Raw genomic sequence first — 16,783 nt, 5'->3', positions numbered from 1 at the left:
GCGAGGAGTGTGCCCCTGGCTCAGCGGGCCCGCTCGGCGTCCAGGGCCAGCGCCAGGTACACCGCGGCGAAGTCGGCGGCGGCGACCTGACGGGCGACCCGGGCCAGGCGGGGCACGCCGTCGGCGTCCCCCTGCTCAGCGAGCCCGCTGACCGGCACGTTGCGCTCGGTCGCGGTGCGCAGCACCTGGTGCAGCGCCTCCGACGCCGACCTCGGCTCGCGCTCAGCCGGCCCTTCCGGTCCGCCGGCCTCGGCGTCCCGGACGGTGATCAGCCGCAGTCGGCGACCTTCGTCGTCGGTGCGGTCACGGAAGAAGTCGTCGGCCTCGGCGGGGGCGAGAGGGCCACCGAGCACCGCGCAGGCCGCCACCCGCTGGTCGGGCAGCCGGAAGGCCGTCGCCGGCAGCCCGGCCAGCGTGGCCAGCTGGTCGGCCACCCGGCCGGCGGCCGCTGCGGCCAGCGGACCCTCGGCGGCGATGACCGGCAGGGCGTCGAGCAGCTCGAGGGCCAGCATCTTCGCCGGGTTGGCGTACGTCGGGACGACCGGCCCGCAGTCGGCCGCCACCGCGTCGAGGGCGTCGGCCACGGCATCGGTGTCGGCGGCCTCGGCGGACAGCAGCCCGAGGTCGGTCGCCAGCCGGAGCATCGGGGTCAGCAGCGACCACAGGGTGGTGTGCTGCACCCGGGACGGCGGCAGCGGGACGTAGGGCGCCCGGGCGCTGGCGCAGGCGGCGTGCAGCGGCGCGCCCTCGGCGCCGATGCCGACGACGGCCACGCCCCGGCGGGCCGCCTCGTAGGCCGGGGCGAGGGCGTAGTGCCCGGCACCGGTGCGGGTGGCGATCACGACGACGTCGGAGGCACCCATCCAGACCGGCAGCTGCGGGCCGGGCACCACGTCGACGGTCACCGGGCTGCCGGGCCCCAGCAGGGCGCGCAGCACGGACGCCGCCACGGCACCCTCCCGCCGGGCCACGACGACCAGGCCGCGCGGGCGACCGGCGTCGGTGACCCGACCGAGCCCGGCCTCGGCGGTCAGCGCGGCGGTCTCGCGGACCTGCGCCCCGGCCCCGGCCACGGCCGGGAGCAGGCCGCGGGGGTCCCGGGCACGCAGCAGCTCCGGGTCGTCCAGGACCTCCTCGGCCAGCTCGGGCGAGGTCACGGCGTGCGGTGCCGGGCCTCGTCGAGGAGCAGCACCGGGATGCCGTCGCGCACCGGGAAGGCGCGGTCGCAGGTGCTGCACAGCAGCTCGGCGGCCTCGACGTCGAGCGTCAGCGGGCTGTGGTGGGTGTCCGGGCAGGCAAGGATCGCCAGCAGGGACGGGTCGATGCCCAGCGTGTCGGGGTGGGTCGTGGTCATGAGCGCACCATCTCCAGGACGTCGTCGCGGATCTCGGTCATGCGGGCCTCGTCGGGGGCCTCGACGTTCAGCCGCAGCAGCGGCTCGGTGTTGCTGGCCCGGAGGTTGAACCAGGCACCGTCGGGCAGCGCGACGGTGAGGCCGTCCAGCTCGTCGAACGTGACCCGCTCGTCGGCGCCGTAGGCCTCCCGCACCGCGGCCACCCGCCCGGCGGCGTCCTCGACGGTCGAGTTGATCTCGCCGGACGCGGAGTACCGGCTGTAGGCGGCGGTCAGCTCCGACAGCGGTCGGGACTGCTCGCCGAGCGCGGCCAGCACGTGCATCGCCGCCAGCATCCCGGTGTCGGCCCGCCAGAAGTCCCGGAAGTAGTAGTGCGCGGAGTGCTCGCCGCCGAACACGGCGTCCGTGCGGGCCATCTCGGCCTTGATGAAGCTGTGCCCGACGCGGGTCCGCACCGGCTCCCCGCCGTGCTCGCGGACGATCTCGGGCACCGCGGACGAGGTGATCAGGTTGTGGATGATCGTCGTCCCCACCCCCCGGGCCAGCTCGCGGACGGCGACCAGGGCGGTGACCGCCGACGGGCTGACCGGCTCGCCGCGCTCGTCGACCACGAAGACCCGGTCGGCGTCGCCGTCGAAGGCCAGCCCGATGTCGGCACCGTGCTCGGGGACCGCGGCCTGCAGGTCGACCAGGTTGGCCGGGTCCAGCGGGTTGGCCTCGTGGTTGGGGAACGAGCCATCGAGCTCGAAGTACATCGGCACGATCTCCAGCGGCAGCCCGGACAGCACGACCGGCACGGTGTGCCCACCCATGCCGTTGCCGGCGTCGACGACGACCTTCAGCGGCCGGCTCCCGGAGAGGTCGACCAGACCGCGGAGGTAGTCGGAGTACTCGCCTAGCACGTCCCGGCTGCTGACGGCGCCGGGCGCGCTGACCACCCGGTCGAACACGGCCACGCCGTCGAGCTGCTGCTCGGACCAGGTGCGGATCTGCGCGAGACCGGAGTCCTGGCCGATCGGCGCCGCGCCCGCCCGGCACATCTTGATTCCGTTGTACTGCGCCGGGTTGTGGCTGGCGGTGAACATCGCCCCGGGGAGGTCCAGGCTGCCGGCCGCGAAGTAGAGCATGTCGGTGGACCCCAGGCCCGCCTCCACGACGTCCAGGCCACGGGCGAGCACGCCCTCGGCGAAGGCCCGGGACAGCGGCACCGACGTCTCGCGCATGTCGTGGGCGGTGACGACCGCGGTGGCCCCGGTCTCGGCGTGCACGAACTCCGCGAAGGCCGCCCCGATCGCCCGGGCGACGTCCTCGTCCCACTGGTCGGGGACCACGCCGCGCACGTCGTAGGCCTTGATCAGCGACGACAGGTCAGGCACGGGTCCACCTCGAGAGCGCTGGGCTGGTCCCCGGTCGAGGACGCCCGCAGACCCTATCGAGCGGGTACGACAGCGGCGCCGGTCACGGGAGGTTCGGCAGCACCCGGAGGTGCCCGCGCCGGGTCCCGGACCCGTCGTCGGCAGGGTCGCGCTCGGGCTCGGGCCGGGCCGCCTCGCGGACGGCGTCGGCCAGGGCCAGTAGGTCGTCCCCGGTCGGGCCGGCGTCGTCGGTGTCCACCTCGTGCCGGACGACCTCCCACCCGCGCGGGACGGTCAGCCGCTCGGCGTGGAACTCGCACAGGTCGTAGCTGTGCGGCTCGGAGTACGTGGCCAACGGGCCGACGACCGCCGTGGACTCTGCGTAGACGTAGGTCAGGGTGGCCGCCGCCGGCTGCGCGCACCCACTGCGCGAGCAGCGTCGCGACTGCCTCACCACCGGATCCTCACGGCTCGCACCATAACCGCGCCGACGGCACTTCGTCAGCAGGCACTCCGGCGCGAGCACGAGAACGGCGGTCGACGGGGCCGTCGTAGGCTCGCCCCGCCATGGACCGCTCCCCTGCCCGCCGCCGCGACCGGCACGGCCGTGGCCTGCGCGGCCGGCTGGTGCCCCCCGGCGTCCCGCTGTCCCGCAGCCGTGCCGAGCAGTTCGACGACCTGGTCCTGGACGCGGTCGAGGAGATCGAGCGGCGCTGGGAGCGCGAGCTGGCCGGGGTGGAGTTCGCGGTCGAGGACGTGCCGTGGGTCGACCACAGCAGCCCCGACGAGGTCGTCCTGGACGCCGACGTCCTGGACGACGGCAGCGTCCCGCTGGCCCGGGTGATGCCCGGGCGACGCGAGGGCGGTGTCGAGCACCCACCCCGGATCGTGGTCTACCGGCGTCCGCTGGAGATCCGGGCGCACGACTCCGTGGACCTGGCCGACCTGGTGCGGGACGTGGTGGTGGACCAGGTGGCGGTGCTGCTGGGCCGGGACCCGGAGGAGATCGACCCCACCGGCTGACATGCTGGGCCCGGTGAGCGACGGGGGACGATCGATGCGCAGGTCACGACGACGGACCACGACCACCCCGACCACTCCGGCCCCGGTCGTGGCGCCCACGACTGCGGAGCGCGTCGTCGACGACCTCCCGGGTTTCTACGACGCACCGCCCGGCTCGCCGATGCCCCCGGCTCCCGCTGCGGGTCCCGCGCCGGGACCAGCACCGGCACCCGAGGCGGCCGACGACCGGTCGTCGACGACCGGTCGGCGCCGTCGCCGCGGGGTCGTCGCGGCCGGGGTCGCGGTCGTCGCGGTGGTGACGGCGGTCGTGGTGGTCGGCACGGTCACCGACCGGGACGGTGCCGAGCCCCCGGCGGGGACGGCGGCGACGACGTCGGCCGCCCCGCGCACCTCGTCGGCCCCCTCGACGTCGTCCCCGTCCGCGCCCCTCACTGCGGCCGCCGCCGGGGACCTCGCCGACCTGGACCTCCCCGCCGGGGACGACGGGTTCACCGGCTCGCTGACGTCGACCGGGGTGGTCCTGGAGCCGCAGGCTGTCGGGGTGACGGTGGCCTACCCGCAGCTGACCGTCAGCTCCGACGGCACCCGCGCGGTCGCGCACCTCGACCTGGCCGTGTGGAACTGCCTGGGCGACCAGGCACCTGCCGACCCGGCGGCGGCCGACTGCCGACGGGTGCTGGCCGAGTTCGCGGACCTCGGCTCCCCGGACCTGCAGGTGACCCGCACCTCTGACGGGCTGCAGCTGAGCGGGACCTTCGCGACCTACACCCGACCGAACGGCTCGGCGCCGGTCTACACCGGCCGTAGCTACCCCCTCGAGGTTCAGGTCGAGGACGCCACCGGTGGACCGACCGGCACCCTCCGGCTCGGCAGCGGTGCGGCCACCGTCGTCCCGCCGGGGGAACTCGTCGGCTAGCGCCCCTGCCCCGAGGCGGTGAGGGACACCCAGGGCTGCCCGGGGGCGTCGTCCGACCCGCCGTCGGGGCCGAAGCCCCACCACGGTCGCCGCACCGGACCGTCGAGCAGCGTCAGCAGCCCTGCGGTGGGCACCCCGCCCGCCAGGACTATGGCGTGCTCGAGCTGACCCGCGGCGGCGTGCACCCGCGCCAGGGCCCGGAGATCAGCCCGCCGGGCACCGGCCGGCCGGTGCTCCAGGAAGACCGGGAGCCGGCCCTCGAGCAGGGCGGGGTCGGTGGACCGCAGGGCCCCCGTCCCGAGGGTGTCCACGAGGGATCGGCTGCGGGAGGTGCGGAAGGCGGCACCCGTGCCCAGGCGGGCACCGAGCGCGGCCAGCACCGGGTCACCCAGCGGCAGACCGCTCAGGTCCAGCTGCCACCGTCCGCGCACCCCGGCGAGGAGGTCGGTGATGCCCTCGGCGAGGAGACCGGCGACCTCGGGGTCGGCGGCGGGCAGGCGGCGCGGGGCCGAGCCCGGCGGACCGGGCACTCCGTCGTCGCCGAGCAGCCGGACCACGGTGACCGGGCGCCCACGCCGGAGCCGGCTGCGCGACGTCAGCAGCGCCAGCCCCGCCGGACGACCGTGCCGGTGGGCTTCCACCACCACCGCCCGGTGCCGGGCACGACGGGCGGGGGGCGGCGCCGCGTGCAGTGCGGCGGCCAGCCAGGGCCCTCGGGCGGTGGTGGGTACTGCGATTGCGGACAGGAGCGGACCAGCGGCGCGGATCTCCCGCACCACCCTCGCCCGCCCCTCGACGACCCGGGTGAACACGACCTCAGCGTCGCGTACTCACCCCGGCCCGCCGGCGGCGGGGTTCAGACCGCGCGGCGACGGAGCCGACGACGCTCGCGCTCGGAGAGGCCACCCCAGATGCCGAAGCGCTCGTCGTTGCCCAGGGCGTACTCCAGGCACTCCATCTTGACGTCGCACCCGGTGCAGATCTTCTTCGCCTCGCGGGTCGAGCCGCCCTTCTCCGGGAAGAACGCCTCGGGGTCGGTCTCGGCGCACAGGGCGCGCTCCTGCCAGCCCTGGTCGTCCTCCTCCAGACCAGCGGACCAGTTCGCCGCGGCGAACCCGGTCGTGCCGGTCCCGTAGCCGGACCCGTAGGCCGGCTCGGTCTGCTGCTTGTAGTCGCTCAACCAAGACACCTCTGCCATGACGATGCGTCCCCTCTCGCCTTCGTCACAGTGCGTGATCATCGGGCCACTCCCGACGTGCCGCACTCGGTGACATCGAGGGAATTACACGCGTGTCATTGGGGGTGGGTCAAGTCGGACTCCTGTAACGCCGAGCCCCAGAAGTCACAGGTGTCACGCAGGGTCTCGAGGGGGTCACGAAGGCCGGTGACACGCCGCACCGGTGCACAACATCTGCCGACGAAGTGCCGGTAGTTGGTTCAGATCATTCCGACACGGAACCGACCTCGAGAACGTCTCTTGCCATCAGGCACCATGGTGTGCATGAGGATCGTGGTCGTGGCCGGCGGCATCGGCGGGGCCCGTTTCCTGACCGGGGTGCGCTCCGCGGCTCCCGGGGCCGACATCACGGCCGTCGTGAACACCGGCGACGACGTCACGCTGCACGGGTTGCGGATCTGCCCGGACCTGGATTCCGTGATGTATACGCTCGGTGACGGGATCGACCCCGAGCGCGGCTGGGGTCGACGGGGCGAGAGCTGGGTCGTCAAGGACGAACTGGCTGCCTACGGGGCCGAACCGACCTGGTTCGGGCTCGGCGACCGGGACCTCGCGACCCACCTCGTCCGCACCCGGATGCTCGATGCCGGTTACCCGCTGTCCGAGGTCACCCTGGCCCTCGCCGAGCGCTGGCAGCCCGGGGTCACCCTGCTGCCGATGAGCGACCAGCGGGTCGAGACCCACGTGGTGGTCACCGATCCCGACACCGGGCGGCCGCAGGCCATCCACTTCCAGGAGTGGTGGATCCGGCACCGCGCCGCGCTGGACCCCAGCGCCTTCGTCCAGGTGGGTGTCGAGGACGCCCGACCGGCACCCGGCGTCGTCGAGGCGTTCGCCGCGGCCGACGCCGTGCTCCTGGCGCCGTCGAACCCGGTGGTCTCGGTCGGCACCGTGCTCGGCGTCCCCGGGCTGCGGGAGGCGCTCCTGGCGTCGCCGGCGCGGGTCGTGGGGGTGTCCCCCGTCGTCGGCGGGGCACCGGTCCGCGGGATGGCCGACCGGTGCCTGCCCGCGATCGGGGTCGAGGTGAGCGCCGAGGGCGTCGGGCGGCACTACGGCGCCCGCTCCGCGGGCGGGCTGCTCGACTCCTGGTTGGTGCACGAGACCGACGTCTCCGACGTCCCAGGCGTCGACGTCCGGCGGGTACCGCTGCTGATGACCGACCCCGCCACCACGCAGGCGATGGCGGAGGCGGCGTTGAATGCCGCACGTGCCTGAAGGTCCCCTCTCGATCCACGCGGTCCCCGGTCTCCCGGAGTTCGCCCCGGGCGACGACCTGGCCGGCTCGATCGCCGCAGCTGCCCCGTGGCTGGCCGACGGCGACGTCGTCGTCGTGACGTCCAAGGTCGTCAGCAAGGTGGAGGGCAACCTGGTGCGGGTCGCCCCGGGCGAGGACCGCGAGGCGGTGCGCCAGCGCGCGATCGACGCCGAGACCGTGCGGGTGGTCGCCCGTCGGGGGCCGCTGAAGATCGTCGAGACCCGGCACGGCTGGGTGGTGGCCGCAGCCGGGATCGACGCCTCGAACGTCGCGGCCGACACCCTCGTCCTGCTGCCGGCCGACGCCGACGACTCGGCCCGCCGGCTACGGGCTGCGCTGCAGTCCCTGCTGGGGGTGACGGTGGCCGTCGTGGTCAGCGACACCTTCGGCCGCACGTGGCGCGACGGGTTGACCGACGTGGCGGTCGGCTGCGCCGGGCTGCCGGCGCTGGTGGACCACCGCGGTGCGGTGGACGCGCACGGGAACCGTCTGGAGACCACCCAGGTCGCCCTGGTCGACGAGCTGGCCGCCGCAGCCGACCTGGTCAAGGGCAAGCTCGCCGGGGTGCCGGTGGCCGTCGTCCGCGGGCTCCTCCTCGACGTCCCGGACCAGGACGCCGGCACCCGACCGCTGGTCCGGCTCGGCCCCGGCGACCTGTTCGCCCACGGCACCCGTGACCTGGTGTCGGCCCGGGCCCCCGGCTCGGGCATCACGGCCCGCCCGGGAGCTGTCGAGGCCGTGGCAGGGGCATTCAGGGTGGCCTCGGTCGCCCTGCCGGAGTTCCCCGTCGTGTTCGCCTACGGCAGCGACGAGCCCGACGTCGTCGACGTCCACCTCACCGACGCCTGGACGACGACCACGGCGCTCAACCTGGGCGCGCTGGTCGGCGCCGCCCTGGTGCAGCTGCACGCCGAGGGCTGGGCGACCCGCTGGGAACCGGTGGGCTCGCCGGGTGGGTCGTCCTTGGTCGGCCGCCTCCGGGTCGGTGCCGGGGAGCCGGACGAGGCAGGATGACCGCATGGACATCCGCGAACTGAAGGTGCCCGACAGCTACGTGCTCGACCTCGTGCCGCACGGCGACAGCCGGGGTCGGTTCACCGAGTGGTACCGCGCCGACATCCTCGCCGAGGCCACGGGCTTCGGGCTCACACTGGCCCAGGCCAACCATTCGGTGTCCGCTCGGGGCGTCCTGCGCGGAGTGCACTTCGCCCTCGTCCCGCCCGGTCAGGCCAAGTACGTCTACTGCCCGAGCGGGAAGATCCTCGACGTCATCGTGGACATCCGGGTCGACTCGCCCACGTTCGGGGCCGTCGACGCCGTCGAGCTCGACAGCGAGCACCCCAAGGCCGTCTACCTGTCCGAGGGTCTGGGGCACGCCTTCGTGTCGCTGGCCGACAACAGCTCCGTCACCTACCTGGTCTCCAGCGGCTACTCGCCGGGCCGCGAGTTCGGCATCAACCCCATGGACCCTGAGCTCGACCTGCCCTGGCCGATCGACGTCGAGTTCGAGTTGTCCACCAAGGACACCGCGGCGCCGACCCTGGCCGAGGCCCGCGAGCAGGGACTGCTGCCCACCATGGCGCAGTGCACGGCTCGCTACGACGAGCTGCGGTCGTCGGCCGGCGCCGCGTGACACCCTGCTCCGCGGCGTGAGCGAGCCCTCGCCCGCCGGTGCCGCTCCACCTGCAGCGCGTTCGTCGGGGCTGCTCCAGCAACTCGGGCCGGTCGCCATCGGGCTGGTCGTCCTCGGGGTCGGCTCCTTCGCCTACCTGGGAATCTCGGGCCGGCTGCTGGGCCCGGCCGACTTCGCCCCGGTCGCGACCCTCTGGGTGGTCTTCAACGCGGCGGCCCTTGCGTTCTACCAGCCCATCGAGCAGGAGCTCAGCCGCGCGACGGCCGAGCGGCGCGCGGTGGGCACCGGCGCCGCTCCGGTGCTCCTGCGCTGCCTGGTGCTCGGCACGGGCGTGACCGCCGTCCTGGCGGCCCTGGCACTCGGCTTCCGCGAGACCGTGGCCGACCGCCTCTTCAACGGGGAGTCCGCCCTCGTCCCGCTCCTGCTGGTCGGGATGGTCGGCCTCTTCGCCGAGCACACCCTGCGGGGGCTGTTCAGCGGCGCGGGACGATTCGGCCGCTACGGGGCCCAGCTGGCCGTCGACGGTCTGCTGCGCGTCGTAGGTCCCGTCGTCCTGGTGGTCGCCGCCTCGCACGACACGGCAACCGTGGCCGCCGCCCTCGTGCTCGCCCCGCTGCTGGCCGCTGTGGCCACCGCCGGACGGCCGCGCCGGCTGGCCCACCAGGGTCCTCCGGCCGCCTGGGGCACGGTCGCCCCCGCGCTGGCCACCCTGGTCGGGGCCGCCGTGCTGTCCCAGCTCATCGTGAACGCGGCGCCCATCGCAGCGCAGCTGCTGTCCGGAGGGGCCGGGCCGGGCCGGGTCGGGTCGTTCATCGCTGCCCTGGTCATGACCCGGATCCCGCTGTTCTTCTTCGGTGCCGTGCAGGCCACGTTCCTGCCTGCGCTCAGCAAGTACCTGGCCGAGGACGACCTGCCCGGGTTTCGTCGTCAGGTGCGCACGGTGGTGCTCCTCGTGGCCGGGGTCTCGGGCCTGTTCCTGGCCGGGCTGGCGATCCTGGGCCCCTGGGCGCTCCGGCTCCTGTACGGCCCCGACTTCGACGCCTCCCGTGGGCTGCTGACCCTGCTCGGTGCGGGAGCGGCCGCCTACATGCTCGCCCAGGCGATGGCCCAGGTCCTGATCGCGCTGCAGGTCTACCGAGGCCCGCTGCTGGGCTGGGCGGCGGGCTCCGCCGTGTTCCTCGCCGCCCTCGCGGTCCCCCTCGGCGTCGAGGGCCGGGTGTCCCTCGCCCTGCTGGCCGGCGGAGTGGTCGCGGCCGGGGTGATGACGGTCGGCGTCGTCCGGGCGGTCGCGCGCCGGACCGCCGCTCAGAACCGCCGGTAGTCCGTCGGCGACATGCGCGGCCCCCGTTTGGGCGGCCGGGTTCCGCCGATCTCCAGCAGCCGGATCACCCGCTGGCGGTGCCCCCGCCACGGCTCGAGGAGCTCGAGCATCCCCTCGTCGTCGGTCTTGCGGCCGGCCAGCGACCACCCCACCAGGTTCTTCAAGTGGTAGTCGCCGACGCTGACCTGGTCCGCGCAGCCGAGGGCCCGCTGGGCCACCTCCGCGGCCGTCCAGACGCCGATGCCCGGCACGGACCGGAGCCGCCGGCGGAGGTCGTCGCACCCCGTGTGCTCGGCGCACTCCAGCCGGGACGCGACGCCCGCCACGGCCAGCAGGGCACGTCGGCGGGCGCCGTCCAGGCCGCACCGGTGCCACTCCCAGTCGGTCACGGCACGGATCCGCTCGGCCGACGGGACCACCCGCATGCCGGTGGGCGCGGGCCCCGGGGCCGGGTCACCGGCCAGCAGGAGCAGCTGCCGCCAGGTGCGGTGCGCCTCGATCCCCGTGACCTTCTGCTCCAGCACGCCCGGGACCAGGGCGTCCCACACCCGGCCGGTGCCACCGATGCGCAACCACGGGGAGGACCGGTGCAACCGATGGACGAGCTGGTGGCGATGGGAAGGGAAGCCCTCGGGACGGTCCTCAGCGCCCAGCCACCGCGGGACCACGTCGACGGCCCACGCGGCGCCCGGGCCCCACGCCTGCGCCTGCACCTCGCCCGCCCGGACTGTGAGCCGGACGGTCGCAGCGCCGTCCGGCGTGGTGGTGGTCCGCCACGTCCCGCCGTCGGCTGTGTGCTGCAGGGTCGGGTCGCTGGTCCCCCGACGGTGCGGGGACAGCGTCCGCCGGATGTCCAGCGGCCAGTCCGGCCGCCAGGAAGCCTCGAGCGGCACCTCGACCGTCGCGGACAGAGCGGACCCCCTCAGATCGTCACGGCCGGCACTGCACGTCGCGCACCCGCGTATCGACCGGCACACGACGGCGCGGTCCCCGACAGCGGACGTCAGCAGACCACCTGTTGAGCCGAGGGTAGGCCGCACAGCGGCGCCGCGGGCGGGCCGTCAGGCCGTCGGGTGGCTCTGCCCGGTCGACGGCTCGACGAGCGGGCGGGTCCCGTGGGCGCGGACCCGCGCCTCGGCCTCGATGAGCGCGACCTGCCGGGCGAGCGCCACCATCCGCGCCTCCTGCTCCCGGAACCTGACGCCTGTGCTGCCCACCAGGTAGATGATCACCAGGGCCAGCCCGTAGAGCATGAGGTCCGTACCGCGGGTCACCCCCACCACGTCGGCCGCGAGCTGCAGGAGGTCGGGGAACAGCACCGCCGTCGCACCGGCGACCACGGTCACCCCGGCCAGGATCTTCCGGCGCGCCTGACCGCGCAGGGAGGCACGGGCGCGCAGCGACAGCACCACCGCGGCGATCAGTGCCGGGACGAGGAGCCACTTGATGATCATCGCGTCCGCCCGTTGCTGACCCGGTGGGCCATGGTGTCGACCAGGATGTTGACGCTGTTGAGCAGCGGTTGGCCCTTGGCGGTCGAGTAGTCGGTGTAGAGGATGTGGACTGGGAACTCGGTGACCCGGTGCTCCGGCCGGGTGAGGAAGTACTCGAGCTCGGAGGCGTAGGCCATCCCCGTGTGCGACAGCCGCACCCTCGCGGCGATGTCCCGGGTGACCACCCGCAACCCGTTGTGCGCGTCGGTGAGCCGGGTACCGGCGCCCCTGTTCAGCACCTTGCTCGCGGTACGGAGGATGAGACTCCGCAGGAAGCTCATCTCGGTGCGGCCGTCCAGGAAACGGGAGCCGATGACCACGTCCCAGCCCTCGCGGATGAGCCTCACCATGCCGAGCAGGTCGGCGAGCTGGTGCTGGCCGTCGGAGTCGAAGCAGGCCACGTACCGCGCGTCGGTGAACGTGACGGCCGCCTCGTAGCCCGTCTGGAGGGCGCCGCCGGCGCCGAGGTTGACCGGGTGGCTGACGCGCAGGGCGCCCGTTCGGTCGATCTCGTCGGCGGAGGTGTCTGTACTGGCGTCGTCGACGGCGATGACCCGCAGGCCGGCGTCGAGGAGCTCCCGGATCACACCACCGAGCACGGGCGCCTCGTTGTAGACCCTGACGACGACCACCGTGTCCGACCAGTCCTCCCCCGCCGCGGCGGGGGCCGGCGGTGCACTGGCAGACCGGGGCTGCTGCTCGTTACTCATCGCTGCCGGAGGGTAGTCCGCCGGCCCACACCCGGGAGCGATCGACGGGAGCCATCAGGTCCACGCCGCTCCGGTCCGCTGCTCCACCAGCGCGAGCAGCTCCTTCACCCGCTCGGCGTCAGCCACCGGGCAGACCATCGTCACGTCGGCGGTGTGGACCACCACGCTGTCCCGGACACCGACGAGGGCCACGAGGTGCGACGGGTCGTCGGACAGGACGACGTCCCCCGAGCTGTCCAGAGCCACGACGAGGCCGCGGACGGCGTTGCCGACACCACCCCCGTCCGGGGCCCCCGCCAGTGCGGGCCAGGACCCGACGTCCAGCCAGTCGACGTCCAGGGCGACGACCAGCACCCGGCCCGGCTCGGCAGCTGCCGGCTCGAGCACCGCGTAGTCCACGCTGATCTTCGGCAGGGTCGGGAAGATCTCGGCGAGTGCTTCCGCGCGGTCCTCGGCAGCGATGATCCGGCGCAGTCCCTCGGCGGTCTCCGGCAGGTGCCGGGCCAGCGCGTCCAAGACGGTGCGGGCCCGCCAGACGAACATCCCCGAGTTCCACAGGTACTCCCCCGAGGCGAGGTACCGCTCGGCGGTCTCCCGGTCGGGCTTCTCCCGGAAGGACGCCACCTCGACGGCACCGGAGACCTCCGTCGGCCGACCCCGCTGAACGTAGCCGAACCCGGTCGCCGCCGAGGTAGGTGAGATCCCCAGGGTCACCAGGGCACCCGGCCGGACGGCGAGGCAGTCGTAGGCGACCCGGAGCGCGTCCGCGAAGGCCTCGACGGGGCGGATGACGTGGTCGGCAGAGACGACGGCGAGCTCGGCGTCGGGGTCCACATCGGCGACCACGGCGGCGGCCAGACCGACGGCGTTCGCGGTGTCCCGGGCCACGGGCTCCAGGATCAGCCGGTCAGCGCCCAGCTCGGGCAGGGCCGCCCGAACCAGGTCGCCGTACCGCTCGCCGGTGCACACCCAGATCTGCTCGGTGGGCAGCACCGCCTGCAGCCGGCTGAACGCCTCGGCCAGCAGGCTGTGCACGCCGCCGTCCGGTGCCGCCACGACGTCGAGGAGCTGCTTGGGCCGGGCGGTGCGGGACAGCGGCCACAGCCGTGTACCTGACCCGCCGGCCATGATCACGGCGTGTCTCACGTCCAGTCCTCCTGTCCGGCCGTCGGTGGTTGGTCACCCAGTCGCTGTCGCGGGGCCGCTCCGGCGCCCACCCGGCCGCTCACGTAGGAGACCAGCATCCTGGCCCCCAACCCGCCCCGCAGGGCCCAGCGCAACGGGGCGTGCCGTCGGCGGGGGTACTGGCCAGACAGGTAGCGCAGCGCGCTCGTGTGGTGGACGCGTTGCATGCGGTGCGGCTCCCTCCGGGTGGCGTGCCCACCCTCGTGCACGACGACCGCGGAGGGCGCGTAGACGTGCACGTACCCGGCGGCGGTGAGTCGCTGCGCCAGGTCGACGTCCTCGAAGTACATGAAGTACCCCGGGTCGAATCCGCCGACGGCGTGGAAGGCCGCCATGTCGACCAGGAAGCAAGCGCCCGACAGCCACCCTGCCGGCCGCTCCCGGGGCGCTCCCCGCTCCCGCCGGTACCGGGCGGTCCATGGGTTGCCCGGCCACACCCACCCGAGCAGCGCGTGTCCCGTGCCCGTCGACAGCGACGGCAGGTCCCGCGCCGAGGGGTAGAGGTCGCCGTCGGGTGTCCGGATGGCCGGACCGACGGTCGCGGCGCGGGGCCAGCGGGCGGCCACCGCGAGCAGCTCGTCGACGCTGCCGGGGTCGAACACGATGTCGGGGTTGGCGACCAAGGCCCAGCCCGTCGGCAGGTCGGCGACCCCCGCGTCGACGGCCGGCCCGTACCCCACGTTGCCACCGACCGGCAGCACCCGGACGTCGCCGGCGCCCGCCGCCGCGGCCTCGGGGGCGCCGTCGACCGAGCCGTTGTCGGCGAGCACCACGTCGACCGGTCCCGAGCAGGCGCGCCGCAGGCTGTCCAGGCAGCTGTGCAGCGTCGGCCCAGGCGAGTAGGTGACGACGACGACCCGCAGCGAACCGCTCACCCGGCGACCGCCTTCCGGTAGGACTCCACGTGCGCCCGGGCGCAAGCGTCCCAGTCGAAGCCGCGCGCCCTCTCCACGCCGCGCCGGCGCAGGTCGTCCCTACGAGCGGGGTCGTCGAGCAGCCGGACCAGCGCCGCCCGGATCCCGTCCTCGTCCGGCCCGGTGTACTCGACAGCGTCCCCACCCACCTCGGGCAGTGACAGCAGCGGGGTGGTCAGCACCGCGGCCCCGCTGGCCATCGCTTCCAGCACCGGCAGGCCGAAGCCCTCCCCCAGGCTCGGGTAGACCACGAGCTCGGCCTCACCGAGGAACGCCGCGAGCAGGTCCAGCGGCAGGTAGCCGGGCCGGCGAAGGTCGTGCGTCGCCGGCACCGCCGCTTCCGCGCCGTCCACACCGGGGTCCCACCCCCGGCCTCCACCGAGCACGAGGGCCGGCGGTGACGGGAGGCTCGACCACGCCCGGACCAGGGCGGGCACGTTCTTGCGCGGTTCCAGGGTCCCGAGGAATGCCAGGTAGGGACCCTCGAGGTCCAGTAGCTCCCGGACCCGCCGGCGCTCGACCGCGGTGGGGACGTGGAAGTGCTCGACTTCCACACCGAGGAGCGCGACGTCCACCCGGCGGGCATCGGCACCGGCCACGCGGACGAGCTCGTCCCGGGTGGCCGCCGACGGGGTGAGGCATCGGGCGGCCCGCCGCAGCGCAACCCGGGTCCACCCCTGGAAGAACCACCGCTTCACCGTCAGGTGCACCTCGGGGAGCGTGAAGAACGTGGCGTCGTGCACCGTCGCCACCACGGGCACCGGGCTCAGCAGCGGCAGCGTGTAGTGCGGGCTGTGGACGAGGTCCGCGCGCACCCGGCGGGCCAGCACCGGCAGGAGCGTCTGCTCCCACAGGAGACGGACCGGGCGGCGCGTGATCGCGGCCGGGGCAGCGTGCACCTCGGCGCCCGGGACGAGGGATCGGTACACCGGCACGTCGTGGGCCTGCGCCACGACGACCAGGTCCACGCCCTGCCGGACCAGTGCAGGCAACAGCTCGTCGACATACCGGCCCACGCCCCCCCGGTCGGCGGGCACAGCCGTGGCGTCGACCAGGACACGGGGGGTGTCGAGCAGGACATACTCCAGGGGTGCGGCGGCGGGGAGCCCGAGCTTAGTGAGCCCCGGTCGTGGACCCGCCGATAGGCTGGGCCGATGCGTGGGATCATCTTGGCCGGCGGCAGTGGCACCCGGCTCTACCCGATCACCAAGGCGATCAGCAAGCAGCTGATGCCGATCTACGACAAGCCGATGATCTACTACCCCCTGTCGTTGTTGATGAACGCCGGGATCCGAGAGGTCCTCGTCATCACCACCCCCGAGGACCAGTCGGGCTTCCAGCGCCTGCTCGGTGACGGCTCCGACGTCGGGATCGAGATCACCTACGCCGTGCAGCCCCGGCCCGAGGGGCTCGCGCAGGCGTTCGTCATCGGCGCGGACTTCATCGGTGACCAGCCGGTGGCCCTCGTGCTGGGCGACAACATCTTCTACGGCACCGGGCTCGGAGAGAGCCTGCGCGCCAACACCGACCCTCGAGGCGGCCACGTCTTCGCTTACCACGTGTCCAACCCTCGCGACTACGGCGTGGTCGAGTTCGCCGAGGACGGCAAGGTGATCTCCATCGAGGAGAAGCCCACCCATCCCAAGAGCTCCTACGCGGTACCGGGTCTGTACTTCTACGACAACCAGGTCGTGGGGATCGCTGCCGACGTCCGGCCCAGCCCCCGGGGGGAGCTGGAGATCACTGCGGTCAACGACGAGTACCTGCGCCGCGGCGAGCTCACCGTGACCGTGCTCGAGCGGGGAACGGCCTGGCTCGACACCGGTACCCACGTCTCGATGATGCAGGCGGCCGAGTTCGTCCAGGTGGTCGAGGAACGCCAGGGATGGAAGATCGGCTGCATCGAGGAGGTTGCCTGGCGACGCGGCTTCATCGATGCCGACCAACTCGCCGAGCTGGCCAAGCCGTTGCGAAAGAGCGGGTACGGCGAGTACCTGCTCCGACTCCTGCAGGACTGACCGGCGGTCCGGTCACCCGCGGGCCGACCGGACCTCGTCGTAGAGGTGCCACAGCCGGTCCGCGACCAGGTCCCACGTGAAGTCTGCGGCCCTGGCCGAGCCGGCGGCACGGAGCCGGGCCCGCTGGGCCGGGTCGTCGACGAGCTCGCCGAGGACGTCGGCGAGCGCAGCGGCGTCCCCGACCGGGACGACCCGGGTGGCCCCGCCGCCGACCTCGACGAGCGCGGGCGCGTCGGAGGTGACCACCGGGACCCCGGCCGCCATGGCCTCCACGACCGGCAGACCGAAGCCCTCCGCCCGGCTGGGTACGACCGCGACGAGGGCCGTGGACAGGACGGCGCCGAGGTCCTCGTCGCGGTCGTACCCAGC

20 protein-coding genes are annotated in these 16,783 nt (G+C 74.1%); 7 read left to right on the top strand and 13 right to left on the bottom strand.

Annotated elements, in window-relative coordinates:
* Window positions 1-20: 20 nt before the first annotated feature.
* The 4 genes from LFA75_RS16435 to LFA75_RS16420 all read right to left on the bottom strand — a co-directional run bounded on the left by LFA75_RS16435 (window position 21) and on the right by LFA75_RS16420 (window position 3,163).
* Window positions 21-1,157: an SIS domain-containing protein gene (locus LFA75_RS16435; protein WP_225234685.1), complete on the bottom strand. Its 1,137-nt coding sequence runs from the start codon at window positions 1,155-1,157 to the stop codon at window positions 21-23.
* Complete coding sequence (locus tag LFA75_RS16430) at window positions 1,154-1,354, bottom strand: Trm112 family protein (RefSeq protein WP_225234684.1); 201 nt, start codon at window positions 1,352-1,354, stop codon at window positions 1,154-1,156. Before LFA75_RS16430 ends, LFA75_RS16435 begins: the two co-directional genes overlap by 4 nt.
* On the bottom strand, window positions 1,351-2,730 hold the full coding sequence (locus LFA75_RS16425) for a phosphomannomutase/phosphoglucomutase (RefSeq protein WP_225234683.1): 1,380 nt from the start codon (window positions 2,728-2,730) through the stop codon (window positions 1,351-1,353). Before LFA75_RS16425 ends, LFA75_RS16430 begins: the two co-directional genes overlap by 4 nt.
* Window positions 2,731-2,812: 82 nt before the next feature.
* Window positions 2,813-3,163 (bottom strand): DUF3499 domain-containing protein, encoded by a 351-nt coding sequence (locus tag LFA75_RS16420; protein ID WP_091242127.1) that lies wholly within the window; start codon window positions 3,161-3,163, stop codon window positions 2,813-2,815.
* Between the two features lie 113 nt (window positions 3,164-3,276).
* On the opposite strand from LFA75_RS16420, the gene LFA75_RS16415 reads away from it, so the two are divergent.
* The gene (locus tag LFA75_RS16415) at window positions 3,277-3,732 is read left to right on the top strand and encodes a metallopeptidase family protein (protein WP_225234682.1); all 456 of its coding nucleotides are present in this window, start codon (window positions 3,277-3,279) and stop codon (window positions 3,730-3,732) included.
* 88 nt (window positions 3,733-3,820) lie between these two features.
* The gene (locus LFA75_RS16410; RefSeq protein WP_225234681.1) at window positions 3,821-4,648 is read left to right on the top strand and encodes a hypothetical protein; all 828 of its coding nucleotides are present in this window, start codon (window positions 3,821-3,823) and stop codon (window positions 4,646-4,648) included.
* Here LFA75_RS16410 and LFA75_RS16405 read toward each other — a convergent pair.
* Entirely contained in the window at window positions 4,645-5,460 is an 816-nt protein-coding gene (locus LFA75_RS16405; protein WP_225234680.1) for a hypothetical protein, read from the bottom strand. The two genes, LFA75_RS16410 and LFA75_RS16405, sit on opposite strands and share 4 nt — an antisense overlap.
* A 44-nt stretch (window positions 5,461-5,504) precedes the next feature.
* Window positions 5,505-5,828, bottom strand: a complete 324-nt coding sequence (locus LFA75_RS16400; protein ID WP_455428462.1) for a WhiB family transcriptional regulator — start codon at window positions 5,826-5,828, stop codon at window positions 5,505-5,507.
* Window positions 5,829-6,149: 321 nt separating this feature from the next.
* On the opposite strand from LFA75_RS16400, the gene cofD reads away from it, so the two are divergent.
* The 4 genes from cofD to LFA75_RS16380 are packed head-to-tail and all read left to right on the top strand — an operon-like array spanning window position 6,150 to window position 10,094.
* Window positions 6,150-7,100 (top strand): 2-phospho-L-lactate transferase, encoded by a 951-nt coding sequence (gene cofD / locus LFA75_RS16395; protein ID WP_225234679.1) that lies wholly within the window; start codon window positions 6,150-6,152, stop codon window positions 7,098-7,100.
* Window positions 7,093-8,154: a coenzyme F420-0:L-glutamate ligase gene (locus LFA75_RS16390; RefSeq protein WP_225234678.1), complete on the top strand. Its 1,062-nt coding sequence runs from the start codon at window positions 7,093-7,095 to the stop codon at window positions 8,152-8,154. The genes cofD and LFA75_RS16390 overlap by 8 nt, the downstream gene beginning before the upstream one ends.
* Window positions 8,155-8,158: 4 nt before the next feature.
* On the top strand, window positions 8,159-8,773 hold the full coding sequence (locus tag LFA75_RS16385) for a dTDP-4-dehydrorhamnose 3,5-epimerase family protein (protein WP_225234677.1): 615 nt from the start codon (window positions 8,159-8,161) through the stop codon (window positions 8,771-8,773).
* Between the two features lie 16 nt (window positions 8,774-8,789).
* A complete protein-coding gene (locus LFA75_RS16380; RefSeq protein WP_225234676.1) occupies window positions 8,790-10,094 on the top strand; it encodes a lipopolysaccharide biosynthesis protein in 1,305 nt (434 codons plus the stop codon).
* On the opposite strand, the gene LFA75_RS16375 is transcribed toward LFA75_RS16380, so the two are convergent.
* The 6 genes from LFA75_RS16375 to LFA75_RS16350 form a co-directional block, all read right to left on the bottom strand.
* Window positions 10,079-10,987 carry a DNA-3-methyladenine glycosylase family protein gene (locus LFA75_RS16375; protein WP_225234675.1) on the bottom strand — a complete coding sequence of 303 codons (909 nt, stop codon included), beginning with the start codon at window positions 10,985-10,987 and terminating at the stop codon, window positions 10,079-10,081. The genes LFA75_RS16380 and LFA75_RS16375 overlap by 16 nt on opposite strands.
* Window positions 10,988-11,155: 168 nt before the next feature.
* Window positions 11,156-11,548, bottom strand: a complete 393-nt coding sequence (locus tag LFA75_RS16370; RefSeq protein WP_225234674.1) for a DUF2304 domain-containing protein — start codon at window positions 11,546-11,548, stop codon at window positions 11,156-11,158.
* Window positions 11,545-12,297: a glycosyltransferase family 2 protein gene (locus LFA75_RS16365; protein ID WP_225234673.1), complete on the bottom strand. Its 753-nt coding sequence runs from the start codon at window positions 12,295-12,297 to the stop codon at window positions 11,545-11,547. The genes LFA75_RS16370 and LFA75_RS16365 overlap by 4 nt, the downstream gene beginning before the upstream one ends.
* A gap of 54 nt (window positions 12,298-12,351) precedes the next feature.
* Complete coding sequence (locus LFA75_RS16360; RefSeq protein ID WP_225234672.1) at window positions 12,352-13,443, bottom strand: mannose-1-phosphate guanylyltransferase; 1,092 nt, start codon at window positions 13,441-13,443, stop codon at window positions 12,352-12,354.
* The gene (locus tag LFA75_RS16355; protein WP_225234671.1) at window positions 13,440-14,357 is read right to left on the bottom strand and encodes a glycosyltransferase family 2 protein; all 918 of its coding nucleotides are present in this window, start codon (window positions 14,355-14,357) and stop codon (window positions 13,440-13,442) included. The genes LFA75_RS16360 and LFA75_RS16355 overlap by 4 nt, the downstream gene beginning before the upstream one ends.
* Window positions 14,354-15,433: a glycosyltransferase family 4 protein gene (locus LFA75_RS16350; RefSeq protein ID WP_225234670.1), complete on the bottom strand. Its 1,080-nt coding sequence runs from the start codon at window positions 15,431-15,433 to the stop codon at window positions 14,354-14,356. The genes LFA75_RS16355 and LFA75_RS16350 overlap by 4 nt, the downstream gene beginning before the upstream one ends.
* Window positions 15,434-15,550: 117 nt before the next feature.
* Here LFA75_RS16350 and rfbA point away from each other — a divergent pair, with 117 nt between their 5' ends.
* Entirely contained in the window at window positions 15,551-16,414 is an 864-nt protein-coding gene (gene rfbA, locus LFA75_RS16345; protein ID WP_225234669.1) for a glucose-1-phosphate thymidylyltransferase RfbA, read from the top strand.
* A gap of 12 nt (window positions 16,415-16,426) precedes the next feature.
* Here rfbA and LFA75_RS16340 read toward each other — a convergent pair.
* Window positions 16,427-16,783 (bottom strand): glycosyltransferase (locus LFA75_RS16340; RefSeq protein WP_225234668.1); only part of this gene is annotated, 357 nt, incomplete at its 5' end.

Source organism: Klenkia terrae (genome assembly GCF_900491935.1).
Lineage (GTDB): Bacteria > Actinomycetota > Actinomycetes > Mycobacteriales > Geodermatophilaceae > Klenkia > Klenkia terrae.
This window is presented reverse-complemented; position numbering and strand designations above follow the sequence as displayed.